General features: G+C 35.1%; 29 protein-coding genes and 1 pseudogene. 26 read left to right on the top strand and 4 right to left on the bottom strand.

Annotation, left to right across the window (positions count from 1 at the left end; translation table 11 throughout):
• Positions 1 to 2: 2 nt before the first annotated feature.
• Both IGI80_RS01780 and IGI80_RS01775 read right to left on the bottom strand, forming a co-directional pair.
• Complete coding sequence (locus IGI80_RS01780) at positions 3 to 1148, bottom strand: tyrosine-type recombinase/integrase (protein WP_438722550.1); 1146 nt, start codon at positions 1146 to 1148, stop codon at positions 3 to 5.
• A 74-nt stretch (positions 1149 to 1222) separates the two neighbouring features.
• Positions 1223 to 1843, bottom strand: coding sequence for a helix-turn-helix domain-containing protein (locus tag IGI80_RS01775; protein WP_438722549.1), 621 nt, complete (start codon positions 1841 to 1843; stop codon positions 1223 to 1225).
• Between the two features lie 151 nt (positions 1844 to 1994).
• On the opposite strand from IGI80_RS01775, the gene IGI80_RS01770 reads away from it, so the two are divergent.
• The 7 genes from IGI80_RS01770 (at position 1995) to IGI80_RS01740 (ending at position 5052) form a co-directional block, all read left to right on the top strand.
• Complete coding sequence (locus IGI80_RS01770) at positions 1995 to 2204, top strand: helix-turn-helix domain-containing protein (RefSeq protein ID WP_438722534.1); 210 nt, start codon at positions 1995 to 1997, stop codon at positions 2202 to 2204.
• 3 nt (positions 2205 to 2207) lie between these two features.
• Positions 2208 to 2519, top strand: coding sequence for a hypothetical protein (locus IGI80_RS01765; RefSeq protein ID WP_438722548.1), 312 nt, complete (start codon positions 2208 to 2210; stop codon positions 2517 to 2519).
• Between the two features lie 91 nt (positions 2520 to 2610).
• Positions 2611 to 3384: an ORF6N domain-containing protein gene (locus IGI80_RS01760; protein ID WP_438722547.1), complete on the top strand. Its 774-nt coding sequence runs from the start codon at positions 2611 to 2613 to the stop codon at positions 3382 to 3384.
• Between the two features lie 12 nt (positions 3385 to 3396).
• The gene (locus IGI80_RS01755; RefSeq protein ID WP_438722546.1) at positions 3397 to 3804 is read left to right on the top strand and encodes a hypothetical protein; all 408 of its coding nucleotides are present in this window, start codon (positions 3397 to 3399) and stop codon (positions 3802 to 3804) included.
• On the top strand, positions 3801 to 4532 hold the full coding sequence (locus IGI80_RS01750; RefSeq protein WP_438722544.1) for an ORF6C domain-containing protein: 732 nt from the start codon (positions 3801 to 3803) through the stop codon (positions 4530 to 4532). Before IGI80_RS01755 ends, IGI80_RS01750 begins: the two co-directional genes overlap by 4 nt.
• Positions 4529 to 4696, top strand: coding sequence for a hypothetical protein (locus tag IGI80_RS01745; RefSeq protein ID WP_438722542.1), 168 nt, complete (start codon positions 4529 to 4531; stop codon positions 4694 to 4696). The genes IGI80_RS01750 and IGI80_RS01745 overlap by 4 nt, the downstream gene beginning before the upstream one ends.
• A gap of 101 nt (positions 4697 to 4797) precedes the next feature.
• A complete protein-coding gene (locus IGI80_RS01740) occupies positions 4798 to 5052 on the top strand; it encodes a hypothetical protein (RefSeq protein WP_438722522.1) in 255 nt (84 codons plus the stop codon).
• A gap of 377 nt (positions 5053 to 5429) precedes the next feature.
• Here IGI80_RS01740 and IGI80_RS01735 read toward each other — a convergent pair whose 3' ends face one another.
• Positions 5430 to 6128, bottom strand: coding sequence for a helix-turn-helix domain-containing protein (locus IGI80_RS01735; RefSeq protein ID WP_438722540.1), 699 nt, complete (start codon positions 6126 to 6128; stop codon positions 5430 to 5432).
• 196 nt (positions 6129 to 6324) lie between these two features.
• Here IGI80_RS01735 and IGI80_RS01730 point away from each other — a divergent pair, with 196 nt between their 5' ends.
• Both IGI80_RS01730 and IGI80_RS01725 read left to right on the top strand, forming a co-directional pair.
• Positions 6325 to 6513, top strand: coding sequence for a hypothetical protein (locus IGI80_RS01730; protein ID WP_438722539.1), 189 nt, complete (start codon positions 6325 to 6327; stop codon positions 6511 to 6513).
• 173 nt (positions 6514 to 6686) lie between these two features.
• The gene (locus IGI80_RS01725; RefSeq protein ID WP_438722537.1) at positions 6687 to 7391 is read left to right on the top strand and encodes a BRO family protein; all 705 of its coding nucleotides are present in this window, start codon (positions 6687 to 6689) and stop codon (positions 7389 to 7391) included.
• A gap of 69 nt (positions 7392 to 7460) precedes the next feature.
• Here the strand turns inward: IGI80_RS01725 and IGI80_RS01720 are convergent, their stop codons facing one another.
• Entirely contained in the window at positions 7461 to 8390 is a 930-nt protein-coding gene (locus tag IGI80_RS01720; protein WP_438722535.1) for a helix-turn-helix domain-containing protein, read from the bottom strand.
• Between the two features lie 169 nt (positions 8391 to 8559).
• Between IGI80_RS01720 and IGI80_RS01715 the strand changes: the two genes are divergently transcribed.
• The 17 genes and pseudogenes from IGI80_RS01715 (at position 8560) to IGI80_RS01635 (ending at position 16199) form a co-directional block, all read left to right on the top strand.
• The gene (locus IGI80_RS01715) at positions 8560 to 8769 is read left to right on the top strand and encodes a helix-turn-helix domain-containing protein (RefSeq protein ID WP_438722534.1); all 210 of its coding nucleotides are present in this window, start codon (positions 8560 to 8562) and stop codon (positions 8767 to 8769) included.
• Positions 8770 to 8772: 3 nt separating this feature from the next.
• Positions 8773 to 9084: a hypothetical protein gene (locus tag IGI80_RS01710; RefSeq protein ID WP_438722532.1), complete on the top strand. Its 312-nt coding sequence runs from the start codon at positions 8773 to 8775 to the stop codon at positions 9082 to 9084.
• 89 nt (positions 9085 to 9173) lie between these two features.
• Positions 9174 to 10055, top strand: coding sequence for an ORF6N domain-containing protein (locus tag IGI80_RS01705; protein ID WP_438722530.1), 882 nt, complete (start codon positions 9174 to 9176; stop codon positions 10053 to 10055).
• A gap of 56 nt (positions 10056 to 10111) precedes the next feature.
• Positions 10112 to 10375, top strand: coding sequence for a hypothetical protein (locus IGI80_RS01700; protein WP_438722529.1), 264 nt, complete (start codon positions 10112 to 10114; stop codon positions 10373 to 10375).
• A complete protein-coding gene (locus IGI80_RS01695; RefSeq protein ID WP_438722528.1) occupies positions 10365 to 10511 on the top strand; it encodes a hypothetical protein in 147 nt (48 codons plus the stop codon). The genes IGI80_RS01700 and IGI80_RS01695 overlap by 11 nt, the downstream gene beginning before the upstream one ends.
• A 141-nt stretch (positions 10512 to 10652) precedes the next feature.
• On the top strand, positions 10653 to 10811 hold the full coding sequence (locus IGI80_RS01690; protein WP_438722526.1) for a hypothetical protein: 159 nt from the start codon (positions 10653 to 10655) through the stop codon (positions 10809 to 10811).
• A complete protein-coding gene (locus IGI80_RS01685) occupies positions 10812 to 11126 on the top strand; it encodes a hypothetical protein (protein WP_438722524.1) in 315 nt (104 codons plus the stop codon).
• A 51-nt stretch (positions 11127 to 11177) separates the two neighbouring features.
• Positions 11178 to 11345, top strand: a complete 168-nt coding sequence (locus IGI80_RS01680; protein ID WP_438722523.1) for a hypothetical protein — start codon at positions 11178 to 11180, stop codon at positions 11343 to 11345.
• A 101-nt stretch (positions 11346 to 11446) separates the two neighbouring features.
• Positions 11447 to 11701: a hypothetical protein gene (locus IGI80_RS01675; protein WP_438722522.1), complete on the top strand. Its 255-nt coding sequence runs from the start codon at positions 11447 to 11449 to the stop codon at positions 11699 to 11701.
• 312 nt (positions 11702 to 12013) lie between these two features.
• Positions 12014 to 12112: pseudogene (locus tag IGI80_RS01670) on the top strand (PD-(D/E)XK nuclease-like domain-containing protein); the annotation flags it as partial.
• A gap of 14 nt (positions 12113 to 12126) precedes the next feature.
• Positions 12127 to 12942: a hypothetical protein gene (locus IGI80_RS01665; protein WP_438722520.1), complete on the top strand. Its 816-nt coding sequence runs from the start codon at positions 12127 to 12129 to the stop codon at positions 12940 to 12942.
• Complete coding sequence (locus IGI80_RS01660; RefSeq protein ID WP_438722519.1) at positions 12942 to 13835, top strand: ATP-binding protein; 894 nt, start codon at positions 12942 to 12944, stop codon at positions 13833 to 13835. The genes IGI80_RS01665 and IGI80_RS01660 overlap by 1 nt, the downstream gene beginning before the upstream one ends.
• A gap of 17 nt (positions 13836 to 13852) precedes the next feature.
• On the top strand, positions 13853 to 14020 hold the full coding sequence (locus tag IGI80_RS01655) for a hypothetical protein (protein WP_438722518.1): 168 nt from the start codon (positions 13853 to 13855) through the stop codon (positions 14018 to 14020).
• Positions 14021 to 14181: 161 nt separating this feature from the next.
• On the top strand, positions 14182 to 14706 hold the full coding sequence (locus IGI80_RS01650; RefSeq protein WP_438722516.1) for a hypothetical protein: 525 nt from the start codon (positions 14182 to 14184) through the stop codon (positions 14704 to 14706).
• A gap of 128 nt (positions 14707 to 14834) precedes the next feature.
• Positions 14835 to 15062: a hypothetical protein gene (locus IGI80_RS01645; protein WP_010830781.1), complete on the top strand. Its 228-nt coding sequence runs from the start codon at positions 14835 to 14837 to the stop codon at positions 15060 to 15062.
• Positions 15063 to 15089: 27 nt separating this feature from the next.
• A complete protein-coding gene (locus tag IGI80_RS01640; RefSeq protein ID WP_104681211.1) occupies positions 15090 to 15383 on the top strand; it encodes a hypothetical protein in 294 nt (97 codons plus the stop codon).
• A gap of 60 nt (positions 15384 to 15443) precedes the next feature.
• Positions 15444 to 16199, top strand: a complete 756-nt coding sequence (locus IGI80_RS01635) for an N-6 DNA methylase (protein ID WP_438722514.1) — start codon at positions 15444 to 15446, stop codon at positions 16197 to 16199.
• Positions 16200 to 16212 lie beyond the last annotated feature (13 nt).

Below are 16212 nucleotides of genomic sequence, written 5' to 3'. Positions count from 1 at the left end.
TCCTAGAACCCAACAAAGTGGGCGAATTTTTCTGCTGTTTTTTCTTTTTCTTCGGGCATAACATGGGAGTATATACGATCTGTAATAGTGGTGCTAGTGTGTCCTAATCGTTCTGCAACTTCTTTAATTGGTATGCCTGATTGAAGAAGCAAACTTGCGTGTGTATGCCTAAAATGATGTGGTGTGATTCTAGGTAAATCATACTTTTTTATTAAACAGTTTAGCCATATGTTAACCACGTTTGGTGAAAGTAATTTATTATGGTTATTCGTGAAAATATATTGTTCTTCACTTGATGTATTAAAGCCCATTTGGAAATAGTCGCTCCTTTGGATTGTACGCCATTTAGCCATGATTTGAAGTGTTTCATTGTCTAAGCTGATAGAACGTGTGCTAGAAGCCGTTTTGGGCGTTTGAATGAGTATATTATAGAATTCGTCTTGTGCTACGGTCTTACCTATATACAAGCTCTTATTTGCAGTGTCTAGGTCTTTCCACTGTAAGGCTAGAACTTCACTCTTACGACAGCCAGTAAAGGCTAACAGCCTAAAAAACGCTAACTGTTTGAAATTACCATATTGTTTTAGACATTCAAAAAAATGATTCAATTCATCTTTAGTATAATACTCCAGTTTTGTTTCTTCCTCTTTCCACTTAGGAAGGATTGTTTTACACATAGGATTGCTATTCATTAGCTCCATAGATTCGCCATATCGCATAATTTGAGCTGTGAGTTTTCTATAGAATGAGTATTGCTTATGTCCCTGATTAAACCATTTATTAACTAAGTCCTGGCACTGTAAAACTGTTATCTCATCAAGCTTGTATTCACCAAGATATGGCAGTATGTGTTTTTCAGCAAAACGCTTATTTACAGCGACTGATGAGGGTTTAATCGTCAACCGCTGTTGTGCTAACCATTTCTCGTAAAGTTGCTTAAATGTCAAAACAGAGGGCTTATTGTCCAATCCATTTTCGTCTATATCTTTCAGAATGTCAGCAAGAGCAATCTGTGCTTGTTTTTTTGTTTTAAATCCTTGTCGCTTACGATAAACGTTTTTACCAGTTTTCGGATGACGTCCCACATAAGCATTAAACATATAGGCGGTTGACCCGTCTTTTTTTGTATATTTGTTAATTTGTGTCATTTTCTTTTTCTCCTATCTACCACCACGCCAATAGTATGTAGAAAAGAGGGGATTATTTTGTATATTACAAAAAATTAATCATCACTAGAATCATCTTGGCAATTTTTCATAAATTGTAAAGTTTTCTCTAAATCATCATAGGAAATACGAGTAGATTCTTCTAAAAACTCTAATACTTGGGATACAGAAGCACCGTCAAATTCATTATCAAGGCTTAGCTCTAGTAATTCTATAATACGATCTAATTGCTCAGTTTCTTTTTTTCTGAAATCAAGATACCATTTTAAAGACTTATGATCACTTTCCAACTGTTTTATAAAAAAATGAGCTTCGGTTAATAGTTCTGGATAATCCTTATTCAATAACTCTTGATTTTTTGTCGCCCATAGAGCTAGTTCGAATGAAGTTTCTTTGGATACATTATAGTAATTTATTTCCTTTGTTTGTAATCTTTTTAAAAGATCTATAGCATCGTCGTCAGTAGCTAATGGATAGTCGCGTCTGTCTGTTTCCCCCATAAGGTATTCCAAAGAAACATCGAAAAAATCAGCAAGGGACATCATCATTCCTAACTGGGGTTCTCTTTTACCTGTTTCGTATTGGCTTAGAGTATTATCTCGTATGTTTAGAATTTCTCCCATTTGTTTGAGAGTATATCCTCTTTCTCTGCGTAAATCACCAATTCTATTCTTCATAAAACTCACCTTCCTATCTATTGTTATAAAACTATTATACTAAAAAAATAATTTTTTTCTACAAAAAAATCACAATTTGTGAATTTAACACTTGACACTCACAATATGAGAATGTTATATTTTACTCACAAAACGTGAGGGAGGGGAAATCATGTTTGAACTAGATTTAGAAATGATTGCTAAATTACGTGAGCGCCGAGCAAGAAAAAACATTACTTTAGATGAGGCGTCTCAAGAAATTGGTATTTCATCTAAAACGCTAGGACAGATTGAAAATGAGAAAATCTTGTCTGTGCGTAAAACAGTCTACAAAAAATTAGTTGACTGGCTGGTAAATGAAAAAATTTATAAGGAGGGTTAACCGATGGAACAAGTCGAAACACCGCCAGTAGTCGTTCAGGTATCCCATACACTTGATAAAAAGCAATTGAATGCAATTAGTAAGGAAGTGTATGAAACGATGCTAGAGGCGATTGAGAGAGCTCGTAGAGACAGCGAGCTTGATAATGACCTCATCTATACAAGAGTTGGAGCAAGAAGATTCTTAAATAATTGTTCTGAAGCTTATTTAGATGAATTGATAGCGAAAGGGCTACCAACAGGCCGCCGATTATCTGACAGAAAAACTTGCTGGAGCAAACGTCAACTACGATCTTGGCTTCTCGAAAATGAATAATAAAATCCACCCGCCAATAGAGAAGCAAAGGTAAGCACATAGCCGCAAACATAGGAAGCTATAAAATAATTAGATTGAAGGAGGCGACAAAATGAATACAATGCAAATCACAGCAAATGATATAACGACAGATTTATTAATCAAAGAATATCAGAAACAACGAGTTGTGACTTTTAAAGACGTGGATGAATTACATCAACGACCAGAGGGGACTGCGAGAAGAAACTTTAATGAGAACAAAGAATACTTTGTTGAAGGTGTTGATTACTTTTACTTGAAAGGTGAAGAGTTAAAAGAATTAAAGGCTCGTACGAATTTCGTCGGACCCTATGATAGTCAGTTAGTGTTAATCACTCAAACAGGGTATCCAATGTTAACTAAGTCAATGAACGATCCATTATCTTGGGCAGTCCAACGCGAATTGGTGAATAGCTATTTTAATCCGACTAAGAAGTCAGCAAACAGACCGAAGTCACTAAACACTGTGCTACGTAAAAACGTTACAACAGCAAAATATATGCAAGAACTTGGGGTGAGCAAAGGAATAGCTTCAGCAAAAGCGATTGAGTTAACAGAACAAGAAACCGGCTCTGATTTATCCCCTTGGAAAGCTTTACTTCCATATAAAGAAGGCAAAGAAGAGACATTTAACCCAACTCAAATCGGAAAAATGATTAAGTGCAATGCTCAAGATGTAAACAACCGTTTGATAGAAGCGGGGCTTCAAACCCGTATAGAAGGAAGTAAATACGAAATAACCGATGCTGGGGAGTTTTATGCAGAATTACTCCCGTTCTCTAAAAACAACGGACACAACGGCTACCAAATTCGTTGGAAAAAATCAGTAATTGAATTAATCAAATAGGAGGAAATAACTATGAACAAGCAAGATCAATTATGGGAACAACAGGACAAACTTATCGGAGAGATCGATTTCATTTTGAGAGCATTTCAAGAAGAAACACCTATTTACAACATAGTGACAGACGATTATCCAGCCATTGAAGGATTTATCGGGAACTCTGTATTAGAAACATCAGAAGGAAATGCTGGCTACATCATGCACGGAGAAGATAATGAGATCGTTTTTGCACAGTTCTTTTCTGATGATAAAAAGATTCATACTTATATGAAGGACGGAAAAATCATTAGTCAACAATTTCTAGTGCTTGATCCCGAAATGAAAGGCTCTGCAAATATATTAAACTGTTTAGCTAAGAAAGTTGATGAATTGCGAGCGATCCAAACTGAACTAGACGAGCTCGAAGAGGAGGCAACAAAATGAATGAGCTAATTAAAGTAACAACAAACGAGAACGGACAACAAGTGACAAGTGGCCGAGAATTACATGAATTTTTAGAAGTGAAAACGCCGTACACACAATGGTTCGAAGATATGTGTAGATATGGATTTTCTGAATCTGTTGATTTTATCAAGCTAAATGAACTTTCAGAAAAAAATGAAGGTTCAAGAGTCGTTAAACGGAGCATTATTAATCATGCTTTAACATTAGACATGGCAAAAGAGTTATCTATGATTCAACGTACAGATAAAGGAAAACAAGCTCGACAATATTTTATTGAAGTAGAAAAGCAAGCTAAAGCTTTACCAATGAGCAACACAGAACTATTGCTAGAAACGGCGCTGAAGCACGAGCGAGCTATTGGCGTGGTAAACGAACGCTTAGACAAGTTAGAAACAGAAACTGCTTTAAACGCTAGCCAGCGTAGAAAAATCCAAGGCATGGTTCAATCGACGGTTATCAAGGTATTAGGCGGAAAAAAAGCAAATGCTTATAAAAATAGCAGTATTAATAAGTCAGCATTCAGTAATTGCTACAGTCAGTTAAAGCGAGTGTTTGATGTTAGTTCGTATGTAGATATTCCTAAAGTACATTTTGAAGAAGCTTTACATTTGATTCCGAAGTGGCAACCAGATTTAGAATTACAGTCTAAAATAGACACAGTAAATGGTCAAAGGGACCTGTTTGATGATTTGGAGGTCTACAAATGATTATCCATTTCCAATCAGTAAAAGAGCAAAAAATCAATGAACAGGTAAACTCGTTATCTCAAATAATGAAGAACCTCCCAGAAGAGAAGCGGAATGATATTGTGAACTTTTTAGAATTACTAGTGAAATATCCAGAATGGTTTAAGGCGGTGAAGGTGAAATGATTTATGTAGGTAAAGTAATTCCCTCACTTTAGAAAATATCGAAGCCGGCTTAATTCAACAGGTAAATAAACTTTTAGATTTTGTGGAAGGAGAGGATACAAATGGATGTAAAAAACACAATAATTGAAATTCAAGCCTTACACTTTTGTATTGATGATTACCTCAATATGTTAGCGAACCTTTCAGTGGGTTATGAAAAAAATGAAGCGGGTGCCACTTTTGAGTTGGCTCATGAAACTGCACGTTGTTCTGGTCATATGAGTATTTTAAGCGGCATGCTCTACAAAAAAATAAGTGAATTAGAGGAATATGTAAAAAAAGAGCCTACCTCGTCCACCAACGAAGTAAGGCATTAATCAAAAATAAGTTAATTAAATAATAACATGGAAAGCATTAATTTTAAATACCTAAATATTATCGCTTAAAAACACAGGAAGATTATGACAGTTTAATAGTGTTTTAGAAGCACAAGGGTATAGATGGGCTACTGGTGATAAACCGAGAACTAATCAAATAAAACAAAAAATACCTCCTGCAGTTTCCGCTACAGGAGGCAATCGTTGAAAAATGAATCATAGAATAGTGAGATTGAATGCGATAAAAAATAAAATACACTAGGAGGAAAGTATATCATGGAAAACAAAAAAATTCAAAGATTATTGCAAGAATTAATAGATGAGTATCATTGTTTTCTCCTATCTACCACTACGTGAATAGTATGTAGATATGATTTTTAAGAAAAAACAGCTTTTATTGTGAATGAAGGTTCATTGCTTAAACGCTCAGTATCGGAAAAATCAGGAACTATAGAGTAATAACGGTCATTTAATTCATAATCACCAAGTGGTTCATCGTAATATTCAAAACCGCTAACTAATCTTCTTGAAAAAGAAAAAAGTGATTCAAAATCAATATAAAGATAAGTAAATTTTTTTAACTCATGAAGTTCTTGTTCAGTGAGAGACTCAATAAATTGATGAGCGCATAGTTTTATGATCCTTTTTTCTTCAGTATAATGAAGATTTTCAAACTTATAGTAGTAAGAATTATCTTCAATATTTCTCGGGATAAAATGAAGTCCTGCAGTAGTATCGTTTGCAACTTTCAGAACATAATCTATTACAATGTTCTCCTTATAAGTATAGTCAACACCATTATCAATAGAAATTTCAAATAAGTAAGATCCATTAAAACCATTTTTTTCAATGTGGAAAATAGTTATGTTCCCTGGGTCGTTAATCTCATAAAAAAGTTCACCGTAGTATATATCAAGATGACGAGCTAAAGTTTCAATCGTTTCTAGCTTGACCATTCTGCTTTGGTTGTTAGCTATTTTAGTTAAAGCTTGTCTAGAAATACCGGTTTGTTCGGATAATTTGTTTATGGACAGACCTTTCTCCGCTAAGATCTTATCTAACGTAAATATTAACATATCGAAACACCTCCAATAATAGTTTACACAAACGTTACAATAATAGCAATTTTTATTAACAATTATAAAATAAGAAAAATTGTAACCTATAGATGACGATAATGTTATTTATTATTGACAATTAAAACAAAATGCTTTATTGTTATCAATAGGTTGCAAATTAAGTGATCTATTGATACGAAAAAGAGGTGAGAAAATGAAAGCAAACACAGAAATTCGAAACAAGATTGAATCAAATCGTATCTTGTATTGGGAAGTAGCCGATAAAGTCGGTATTGCACAAAGCAACTTATCAGTATGGCTACGCACACCAATGCGTAAAGATCGCGAAGAACGTGTTAAAAAAGCGATTGATGAATTATTAGCAGCACGGAAAGAAAGCTAATGGGGGGTTGCATAAAAAAGGGATAGCACAAAATTATGCAGACCTTCAAAACATAGAACAAAGATACAAAATGTAACGCTGTATAAGCGAAATGAGAGGCAGGTCGAAAATTTCGACCTCGTTCATATTAATGAAGGTTGCATCCTAAAAAAAGACAAGAAGGGGACTAAGCGATGCAGAATTTAGTTTTAGCACAAGAAGAATTGTTTCAGGGGATTTCTTGCGACCTATGGGTGGATAACAAAAGGAATCCTTACATGACCATTCAACAATTAGCGAATGCGTTGGAATACAGAAGTAAATCAGGTATTGAAAATATAATTATGAGGAATCCATATTTACGGAGTAAGGAATTTTCAAGTACCCACAAATTGAGGGTACTTGAAGGTGAGAGAATTGTTAAGCGTGAAACTTTAGTTTTCACCAAAGACGGAATAATGGAAATTGGGTTCTTATCACCTAAACCAAAAGCTCGTGAGTTCAGAGCGTGGGCTAGAAAAATACTTACTGCTTTTATGTATGGTCAGCTTGAATGGAAAGAAAAACGTCTTCAAGGAAAAGCGATCCGTGTAACTATGACTGACGCAATCAAACAAGCGGGGTTCAGTGCTCATTTTTATAAGCATTTCACTGATCTTGTCTATAAAAAAGCATTGGGCTTCAATGCTAAACAGCTATGTGAGGCTAGAGGGGCTAAGCCAAAAGCCACACCGTTAGATTTTCTCACTACTAAAGAGCAGGCGGCAGTCAATCAGATTGAAGAACTGACAACAGGTCTCATCTTATTAGGGCGCTCATACGATGATATCAAGCTGATTCTGAATGTTGGGGTAGTTATCTATCAAACAACGCTTAAAATGCCAGAAAAGGCTCGTTAGGCGGGTTATCGTATGGAAGCACAACAAAAATTACAGGTCGAAATAAGCCACACAGGGAAGAGAGTTTATTTATTCTTTTGATTGATTTTGAAGTGATTTGATAAATTCTGAAGCGATTTGAATAAATATCTGCTTTGTAGTTTCGGATAGATTTAATTCATCTTTAAGATCGCTAGAGCCAACACGTGACCATAACGGTGAAAAATCATCGTCTATTAGTATAGTTACTTGTTCTATCTTACTAGGTTTATCAGGATATTTTTCTTTTAAACTATAAATCTCAGAACGAGCATTACCCAAAATTTTATTGATATCATCTTTTAGTTCATTATCTATGGAAGTTTCATAATCATATGCAATAAGTGTGGTATCAGTTTCAATTAGTTTTTCTATTTCTTTGTGAAAACTATCGTTTTTAAAAAAACTATAGAAGTCTTTTTCTATTGGTATTTGTATGTCGTCTTTTAAACGTCCGTATTCATCAATATCATCAAAAGAAGGGATATTAAAATAAGTATTTATGATTAAATTTTGATTTGTTTTAACTTTTTTAGAATAAATATTTATTAAGTAACCTCTCAACCACGGATAAAGAAAATCTGTTTTTTCTAAAATTTCCCACTCTGGATCAGTTCCTACACATAATGATGTAAGATATTCTCGCATCGCTTGTGTAAGAATTGAATCTAGATTTTCATTATTAAAATATTCCAAAGCTTTTTTTTTGGTATCACTGAGTTTGTCAGAAGAAAGACAATCATAGTAAGCTTTTTTAGCTACTTTCAAGGCATACTCATCACTAACTCTTTGCTCACTAACTCCCATTAGATAGCCAACTGAAACTTTAAAATAATTAGCAATTTTTTCCCAAGTTTCTTGTTTTGGTTCACTGTCCTCGTTTTCATATCTATTAAGAGTGGAACGGGGAATATCCAATTCTTCGCTTAACTCAACTAAAGTAATATTTTTTTCTTTCCTTAATTCTTTTAGCCTGTTCATTAAGGAAGACTCCTTTCTTGTTAGTATTCTTATGGATAGAGTACATCACTTTTTGTGTAAAATCAAATTTAATTCCTAATAAATGAGAAAAAAGTTTGACTTCCCATTTATTGGGAATTATAATCAAAGTATCAAATCCCAAAAAATGGGAAATAAAGGAGGCGAGAAAATGTTTGAACTAGATTTAGAAATGATTGCTAAATTACGTGAGCGCCGAGCAAGAAAAAACATTACTTTAGATGAGGCGTCTCAAGAAATTGGTATTTCATCTAAAACGCTAGGACAGATTGAAAATGAGAAAATCTTGTCTGTGCGTAAAACAGTCTACAAAAAATTAGTTGACTGGCTGGTAAATGAAAAAATTTATAAGGAGGGTTAACCGATGGAACAAGTCGAAACACCGCCAGTAGTCGTTCAGGTATCCCATACACTTGATAAGAAACAATTGAATGCAATTAGTAAGCAAGTGTACGAGACTACCTTAGAAGCGATTGAGCGAGCTAGAAAAGATAGCGAGCTAGACAATGACCTCATCTACACAAGAGTTGGAGTAAGACGTTTTTTAAATAACTGTTCAGAAGCTTATTTAGATGAATTGATAGCGAAAGGGATGCCAACAGGCCGGCGATTATCTGACAGAAAAACTTGCTGGAGCAAACGTCAACTGCGATCTTGGCTTCTCGAGAATGAATAATAAAATCCACCCGCCAATAGAGAATCCAAGATAAGCACATAGTCAAATGTCAGTTGCAAATGGTTTTAAATTATAGGAGGAGAAAGAAAATGAAGCAATTACATGTAATAGGAAAACAAAAAATTGGAAATTTTGAATTTATCGCAATCGAAGGAGGTTTCGGTGAAGGTAAGAAAGCGATGACGGTGAAAGACATTGCTGGGATTCATGAAACAGAGGTTAGGCGAATCAACGAGGTAATCAATCGTAACAGAAAAAGGTTTATCGACGGTGTGGATATTATCGATCTGAAATCCGCTATCGTTCAGAACGATAACGAAATTTCGAAGTTTGGATTTACTCAGAATGCGTTTAATGCGTCCAAGAACATCTACATCTTATCCGAACGAGGATACGCAAAACTATTAAAAATCTTAGAAGACGACACGGCGTGGGAAATTTACGATCAATTGGTTGATAACTATTTTACTTATCGCAAGACAGTCCAATCAATCGGTTCTGATATGTCAGATTTAGACGTACGACGAGTGAATGCTACAGCACGACTAGAAAATGCGCTAGTTCGTAAAGCGAAATTGCTTGCAGAATTATCTGAGAATGCAACAACTGAAGTGAACAAAGCGCTTTTACAAGATAAAGCAGCCGAAATACTAACCGGCGAAAAAATTCTTGAAATGCCAACGTTACGCCAGCATCTATTCGATAGTGATCAAATTGCTAAAAAAGTTGGTGTATATTCCAAAAACGGCAAACCACACGGAACAGCAGTAAGCCAACTCATCAAGCGGGAAATTTTAGTTGAAGAAGGTGAATCAGAAATCGTACCGGGAGCAACGAATCACTGGGGTGGATCGGTCACCAAATACGCTGAGTCAGTTATCGACAAAGTAAAAGTTTGGTTAGAAGAGCATGATTATCCTACGAAGATTAAAGGGTCAAATATGGATTATCATGTTCAATACGAATTTTAGGGTACTACAAGAATTAGTCGGTCAAATAAATTTATTTGAAATCTAGGAGGAAAGAAATGCTTAAATTAGTATGGGTACCTAAAAAGTACAAAAATTTTTCTATCAGTGAAATCGTGGAAGAAGCAGAAACAATTTTAAAAGAGTGTAAAGAATCCGAAAAACGAAATGCCAAGCTTTACGCAGATTTAATGATTCTTCAAAATAGTATAGCTAATCTTACGGAGGAAGAAGCAAGACACAACTTGTCAGTATTGATTCCGTGGCTAGAAAGTCAGTTCCCTAGTTTGAAAGAAATGGAGGGATTCTCACATGAAAGTTAGAGTGACTAGCGGTCAATTCAAGGATTATCTAGGGAAAGTGTTAACTGAAGTACAAAAAGACATGTTCCTGGTGCAGTTTAACGATCGTACAACAGGTATTATTACAAAAAAGAACCTACGTGTTGTAGGAAATTGATAGGAGCAAATACAATGAATGAAGGCAAAAGAAAAAGCCTTTACTCGAATAGTCTTGGCGGACAGAGTAAAAGGCAGTAAAAAGGCTTAATATAGCCATCTTTTGTCTTCAATTATAACAAAAATTGGAGGAAAACACAAAATGAAACGAAATTTAATGATTTTAGGGCTATTAATCGGCGGAATTTTCGGCTTATTACCATTAATCGCAAAATTAAGTATTTTCACAGGTTTAGCAGTGTATCTCTATACTGCCTACGATGAGCATGCTTATCAAGTGAGAACTGTGGGACGTAAATAGATGTACTATAAATCTGAGATATTAAACACGCCAGATAACTTCGACTTATCAGAAATTAACCAAGGCATTGATGAATTAGAAAAGAATATTGATAAAACATATATAGGCAAACACTTTAAAGAAAAGTTGGCCATTCTATATATTTTAAAAAGTCACGCTGAAAATAAACAAGTGTGTAGAGAAGTTCACACTTTAAAGGAGCAGCTTTTAGCAGAATGGTTGTGTATAACGAATATAAGAGATGCTAGAGTAAGGACATTTAATACTTGGGTTAAAATATCAGAATCAATTAAAAGGCGCTGTATTTGTCCGTGATGGCCTTAAATACGAGCTTGAGAAATTGCAAATAAAGGAGGTAGTGAGCAAATGATTATCCATTTCCAATCAGTAAAAGAGCAAAAAATCAATGAACAGGTAAACTCGTTATCTCAAATAACGAAGAACCTCCCAGAAGAGAAGCGGAATGATATTGTGAACTTTTTAGAATTACTAGTGAAATATCCAGAATGGTTTAAGGCGGTGAAGGTGAAATGATTTATGTAGGTAAAGTAATTCCCTCACTTTAGAAAATATCGAAGCCAGCTTAAATCAACAGGTAAATAAACTTTTAGATTTTGTGGAAGGAGAGGATACAAATGGATGTAAAAAACACAATAATTGAAATTCAAGCCTTACACTTTTGTATTGATGATTACCTCAATATGTTAGCGAACCTTTCTGTAGGTTATGAAAAAAATGAAGCGGGTGCCACTTTTGAGTTGGCTCATGAAACTGCACGTTGTTCTGGTCATATGAGTATTTTAAGCGGCATGCTCTACAAAAAAATAAGTGAATTAGAGGAATATGTAAAAAAAGAGCCTACCTCGTCCACCAACGAAGTAAGGCATTAATCAAAAATAAGTTAATTAAATAATAACATGGAAAGCATTAATTTTAAATACCTAAATATTATCGCTTAAAAACACAGGAAGATTATGACAGTTTAATAGTGTTTTAGAAGCACAAGGGTATAGATGGGCTACTGGTGATAAACCGAGAACTAATCAAATAAAACAAAAAATACCTCCTGCAGTTTCCGCTACAGGAGGCAACAAAACCATCAAATAAGATTGAAAATAATGCTCACAACAGATTATACCATATATCAAAGACTATAGGTAGTGTCTACAATAATCGTTTTAGAGTAACTGAATGATCGAACGTTAAAAAACGATGAGGAAGAACCAGTTAGTTGTGGAACTTGTGAATATTGTAGAGGACACAACAAAATTACCAATTTTACCAGTATGGACGATTTATAGGAGGTGCATAACGAATGAATACTGGATATATAAAATTGTATCGAAAAGTGACTAATTCATTTGTTTGGACTAATTCCGATATGTTCAAGCTTTGGATACTATGTTTAATGAAAGCAAGTCATGAAGACAGTAAGTTTTTGTTTAATGGTCAAGAAGTACGCTTGACAAGCGGACAATTCGTCACGGGAGCCCATGCGATAGCAAAAGAGTACAACGAAGGAGTGTCGAGTGACAAAGCGATTGCATGGAGAACGCTATGGAGATGGCTTAAGAAATTTGAAAATGAAGAATTATTGACAATCCAATCAAACGCTAGATACAGCGTTATAACAATAAAAAATTGGTCTGATTATCAATCAGGTGACAAGCCGTTGACAAGCCAAAGACAATCGAGTGACAAGCCATTGACAACATACAAGAATGAAAAGAATGATAAGAATGAAAAGAATATAAATAATAAAACATTATCGTCGCAACCACGTAAAAAACGTGTTTACGACCTCGACTCTAATTATTATCAACTCGCAGAACGGCTATTCAAACAGATTTGTCAGAATCAGGAAATCAAAGAACCGAATTTACAATCCTGGGCGGATGATATTCGGAAAATGATCGAGATCGACAAGCGGACCGAAGACCAAGTAGGCCGGATGATTGATTGGAGTCAAGCAGATAACTTTTGGTCAGCCAATATTTTATCTGCAAGAAAGCTACGTGAAAAGTACGACACGATGGCAGCGCAAGCTAATCGTCAGTATAAACAATCAAAAAATAGACAGGAAACTTGCGTAAAACAAAAACAGAAATCGAATTCGGAGGTGGAATTTTAATGGACTTTCCGCTTCTAGATGAGTTACGGAAAACGAATGAAAGATGCCCGATACACAATATCCCTTTAAATCAGTTTAAAGATCACGAACCTTTTTGTATGGAGTGTAAAAAAAAATACCTTCGTAATATTGAGCAAGAAACAGTAAATCGTGCTTTTGAAAAACACGAACGCCGACGAACGATTGAGGTTTTGGAAACTGATTCAATTGTCGGTGATCCTAAATTATGGCAAGCGAGTTTTAATAATTATCAAACGGACAACGAAGAAACAAAAAACGCTTTGCTAAAAGCCAGACAGATTGCGGCCGAATATCTGAAAGCTATACAAATTGAGAAACAGTTAGAAAAAAAGATAGCCGTAAGTGAAGACAAGGAAGAAAAAGCAGCGTTAAAAAAGAAACTCCTAGAGGTTCCAAAATTCAATACGATCTTCACTGGCGTGCCTGGTGTTGGAAAATCACATCTTGCTATGGGAATGTTGAGAGCAATCAATGAGACTGCTAATCCAATGATGAGTTGTCTGTTTGTATCAGTAAATGACCTTTTCCGGCTAATCAAATCAAGTTTTGGAAAGCCGGATAGTAAATACTCAGAGTTGAACATGACCAGGTTGCTTTCTAGTGTGGATCTACTGGTTATTGATGATTTAGGTTCAGAAGCGTCATTTCGACGCGGAGAGAAAGATAAAGAAGCTGGAAATTATACGCAAAATGTTCTTTTTGGGATCCTAAACGCGCGGCAGCGAACGATCATAACGACGAATTTAAACAGTGACGATCTTGAAGATGTTTACAATGCAAAAATTGTTTCTCGCCTGTACAAAGGTGTTGAAGGTCGGATCATTAAATTTACGAGCGCAACGAATGATAAGAGAAGCAAAGTCGAATTTTAGAACGCGGAGGAATTTTTATGTCAAATACAAAAAGTTTAGCGGAGGAACTAGAACTTTCTGTTCAGTTCGTAAAAGAGCAAATCGAATCTGGAATTGAAAAAACTGAAATGGTTCAACAAGAATTAATCCAAATTATCGGAAAAGCGGTTCAATTATCTGATGCTATCAGTGAGGAGGCGGAATGATGGGCTGTCCAATATGTAATGGGAAAAAAACGATCTGGCATGGGGCTGAACAAACTGGGATTTTCATTTGTCGTCCTTGCCCAGTATGTAACAATAAAAATTTAACAAACGAAAAAGTTTTACTGAAAAGTGTGTTAGTTCTGGATAAGGGGAAGTAGTGAATGACAAAGTACCCGACACAAGAATCAAAAATCAGGCGCCAAAAACATGTGGCAAATATGCGTCATGAAGCAATGAAAAATATTTATGAGCTAGGCTATCCTTTTGGATACTTCAAAGCCAGTTGTCAATTTGCGATTGAAACGCCTATAGGTGTCATTGATTACTTCGGGATAAATGGCACTTGGGTTGTTCGCAAAGGACAAGATCGAGGAAAAAGCATACGCAAAATGAAGCAGTACATCAAAAACAGAGCAGGTGATCTCGTGGAAAAAGTAAAAGTTGTGAAATGCAGTGGGTACCTGGATAAGAATGGGAATCTCACTAATCAAATTAAGCAGGCGTACCACTTTACAGATGACGAATTGGCGAATCTTGCTGCAGAAATGGCAGGTGGAAAGGTCGTAAACGTTGTAATTCCACCAGAAAAGCCAAAACAATTACTTGCAAAAGTGAAAGAAGAATCATTTCAAGAAAAAACAAAGAAGAAAACCAAGAGCAATCAGTCTTGGATGAATAAGAAATAATTTGTTGTTTTTTGTAGCGTGATTTAACCGTAGCTATATTTAAAAACTAGTTTAGGGTAATTAATCATAAATGATTTAAAACGCCTTAAATCGAAAAATAAAGCGGTAAAATTGTGAGGTAAAAAAAGATGAAATTAACTAGTGTGACCTTTAAGCCGTCGGCTGAACGGTTTCCGCCAATTGTGGCAATAGATTTAGACCAATTAACACCCAATGAGTACGTGACACTTAGAAATTTGGGGTATGACACGCAACTTTCTAAAATTACAAAAAGGACCTTTGAAGAGTTGGAAGGCCATTTGGGAATTCGAGGAGACGTTGCAAAGAAAAATGGATTTTATGTATTAATCAAATAATTAAATTTAAGAAAGAGGTATAAAACTTTGACTAAAGAAGAAACTACGACGCTTGGTTGTATCGCTCAAGTATTATTTATACCGATAGCAGTAGCTATAAGCGGTTGGACAACAATGTATTTATGGAATGGGCTTATCAGTTCTACTTTTGGGTTAATAACATTAAATTTTTGGCAGGCAGCAGGTTTAGACGTGTTTATAAGTTATATGATCTCAGACGGCGGCAAAGATGGACGTTCTACAATCGAAGCAATAGTTGGAGCTTTGGCTAAAACTTTGATTATGTTGTTTATTGGTTGGATTATTATTCAAAATATTTAATTAATCAGAAGGGAGTGGAGTTTGTGGCCACAGTAAAGAATTCTTTACTCCTTTGAAATTATGAATAGTTATCAAAAGAAAATGGTTAAAGTTATGAAAGGCCTTTGCGGAAAAAGAAATATGTACGAAGTGTTTTTCGACTTTACTAAAATGTCAGCATGCAGCATTTCTAATGTTTTTGACAAAGTGCATTTTGAAGAAAGAGAGAAGTTGTATCTGTCTATTCAAGAGAAATACACCGAAGAAGAACAAGAAAAGTTCCATGAATTATTCGCTTTGCTAGTTGAAGCTTTAGAAGAGACTACGACTGATATACTAGGTGAATTGTATATGACTTTGGAAATCGCTAATAAAGATGCAGGGCAATTCTTTACACCATACAATGTAGCTCGTTTAATGGCAGAAATGAATTTTAGCGAAAATGATGAACAATTGAAAAATGGAAAGCCAGTTGTTTTTTATGAGCCTTGCATTGGTGGCGGTGTTACTCTCATTGCTTTAGCAAATATTATGCGAGAAAAAGGCTATAACTACCAAAGAAATTTGAGAGCGTTGTGTGGTGACATCGACGGAAATGTACTTTCAATGGCGTATGTACAGTGTTCCTTGTTAGGAATAGATGCGATAATTGAAAGAAAAAATGCACTGAGTAATGAACCTGCAACAGATGTATGGTTTACACCGTTTTACGCTTTGAATAGAGCAAAAGAAAAAGAAACGCAAAATACATTAGAAATACTAAAAGAAGTAATGGAACTTCTGGAAAATAAAACAAGTAGTTCATTTACTGAACCAGAACAGCTGGCATTATTTTAGAAAATAAATAGAA

This window comes from Enterococcus sp. DIV1420a (assembly GCF_051712165.1).
Classification (GTDB): domain Bacteria; phylum Bacillota; class Bacilli; order Lactobacillales; family Enterococcaceae; genus Enterococcus; species Enterococcus faecalis.
Note: the sequence above shows the minus strand (reverse complement) of the source record. Positions and strands in the feature narration are given on the sequence as shown.

Coding starts and splice junctions, on each gene's coding strand:
- IGI80_RS01745 (WP_438722542.1), top strand. CDS start 4,529: ATGATTATCCATTTCCAATCAGTAAAAGAGCAAAAAATCAATGAACAG.
- IGI80_RS01775 (WP_438722549.1), bottom strand. CDS start 1,843: ATGAAGAATAGAATTGGTGATTTACGCAGAGAAAGAGGATATACTCTC.
- IGI80_RS01715 (WP_438722534.1), top strand. CDS start 8,560: ATGTTTGAACTAGATTTAGAAATGATTGCTAAATTACGTGAGCGCCGA.
- IGI80_RS01665 (WP_438722520.1), top strand. CDS start 12,127: ATGAATACTGGATATATAAAATTGTATCGAAAAGTGACTAATTCATTT.
- IGI80_RS01760 (WP_438722547.1), top strand. CDS start 2,611: ATGAATACAATGCAAATCACAGCAAATGATATAACGACAGATTTATTA.
- IGI80_RS01750 (WP_438722544.1), top strand. CDS start 3,801: ATGAATGAGCTAATTAAAGTAACAACAAACGAGAACGGACAACAAGTG.
- IGI80_RS01780 (WP_438722550.1), bottom strand. CDS start 1,148: ATGACACAAATTAACAAATATACAAAAAAAGACGGGTCAACCGCCTAT.
- IGI80_RS01650 (WP_438722516.1), top strand. CDS start 14,182: ATGACAAAGTACCCGACACAAGAATCAAAAATCAGGCGCCAAAAACAT.
- IGI80_RS01700 (WP_438722529.1), top strand. CDS start 10,112: ATGCTTAAATTAGTATGGGTACCTAAAAAGTACAAAAATTTTTCTATC.
- IGI80_RS01660 (WP_438722519.1), top strand. CDS start 12,942: ATGGACTTTCCGCTTCTAGATGAGTTACGGAAAACGAATGAAAGATGC.
- IGI80_RS01655 (WP_438722518.1), top strand. CDS start 13,853: ATGTCAAATACAAAAAGTTTAGCGGAGGAACTAGAACTTTCTGTTCAG.
- IGI80_RS01645 (WP_010830781.1), top strand. CDS start 14,835: ATGAAATTAACTAGTGTGACCTTTAAGCCGTCGGCTGAACGGTTTCCG.
- IGI80_RS01675 (WP_438722522.1), top strand. CDS start 11,447: ATGGATGTAAAAAACACAATAATTGAAATTCAAGCCTTACACTTTTGT.
- IGI80_RS01740 (WP_438722522.1), top strand. CDS start 4,798: ATGGATGTAAAAAACACAATAATTGAAATTCAAGCCTTACACTTTTGT.
- IGI80_RS01635 (WP_438722514.1), top strand. CDS start 15,444: ATGAATAGTTATCAAAAGAAAATGGTTAAAGTTATGAAAGGCCTTTGC.
- IGI80_RS01725 (WP_438722537.1), top strand. CDS start 6,687: ATGCAGAATTTAGTTTTAGCACAAGAAGAATTGTTTCAGGGGATTTCT.
- IGI80_RS01690 (WP_438722526.1), top strand. CDS start 10,653: ATGAAACGAAATTTAATGATTTTAGGGCTATTAATCGGCGGAATTTTC.
- IGI80_RS01720 (WP_438722535.1), bottom strand. CDS start 8,390: ATGAACAGGCTAAAAGAATTAAGGAAAGAAAAAAATATTACTTTAGTT.
- IGI80_RS01730 (WP_438722539.1), top strand. CDS start 6,325: ATGAAAGCAAACACAGAAATTCGAAACAAGATTGAATCAAATCGTATC.
- IGI80_RS01680 (WP_438722523.1), top strand. CDS start 11,178: ATGATTATCCATTTCCAATCAGTAAAAGAGCAAAAAATCAATGAACAG.
- IGI80_RS01755 (WP_438722546.1), top strand. CDS start 3,397: ATGAACAAGCAAGATCAATTATGGGAACAACAGGACAAACTTATCGGA.
- IGI80_RS01770 (WP_438722534.1), top strand. CDS start 1,995: ATGTTTGAACTAGATTTAGAAATGATTGCTAAATTACGTGAGCGCCGA.
- IGI80_RS01705 (WP_438722530.1), top strand. CDS start 9,174: ATGAAGCAATTACATGTAATAGGAAAACAAAAAATTGGAAATTTTGAA.
- IGI80_RS01710 (WP_438722532.1), top strand. CDS start 8,773: ATGGAACAAGTCGAAACACCGCCAGTAGTCGTTCAGGTATCCCATACA.
- IGI80_RS01685 (WP_438722524.1), top strand. CDS start 10,812: ATGTACTATAAATCTGAGATATTAAACACGCCAGATAACTTCGACTTA.
- IGI80_RS01695 (WP_438722528.1), top strand. CDS start 10,365: ATGAAAGTTAGAGTGACTAGCGGTCAATTCAAGGATTATCTAGGGAAA.
- IGI80_RS01735 (WP_438722540.1), bottom strand. CDS start 6,128: ATGTTAATATTTACGTTAGATAAGATCTTAGCGGAGAAAGGTCTGTCC.
- IGI80_RS01765 (WP_438722548.1), top strand. CDS start 2,208: ATGGAACAAGTCGAAACACCGCCAGTAGTCGTTCAGGTATCCCATACA.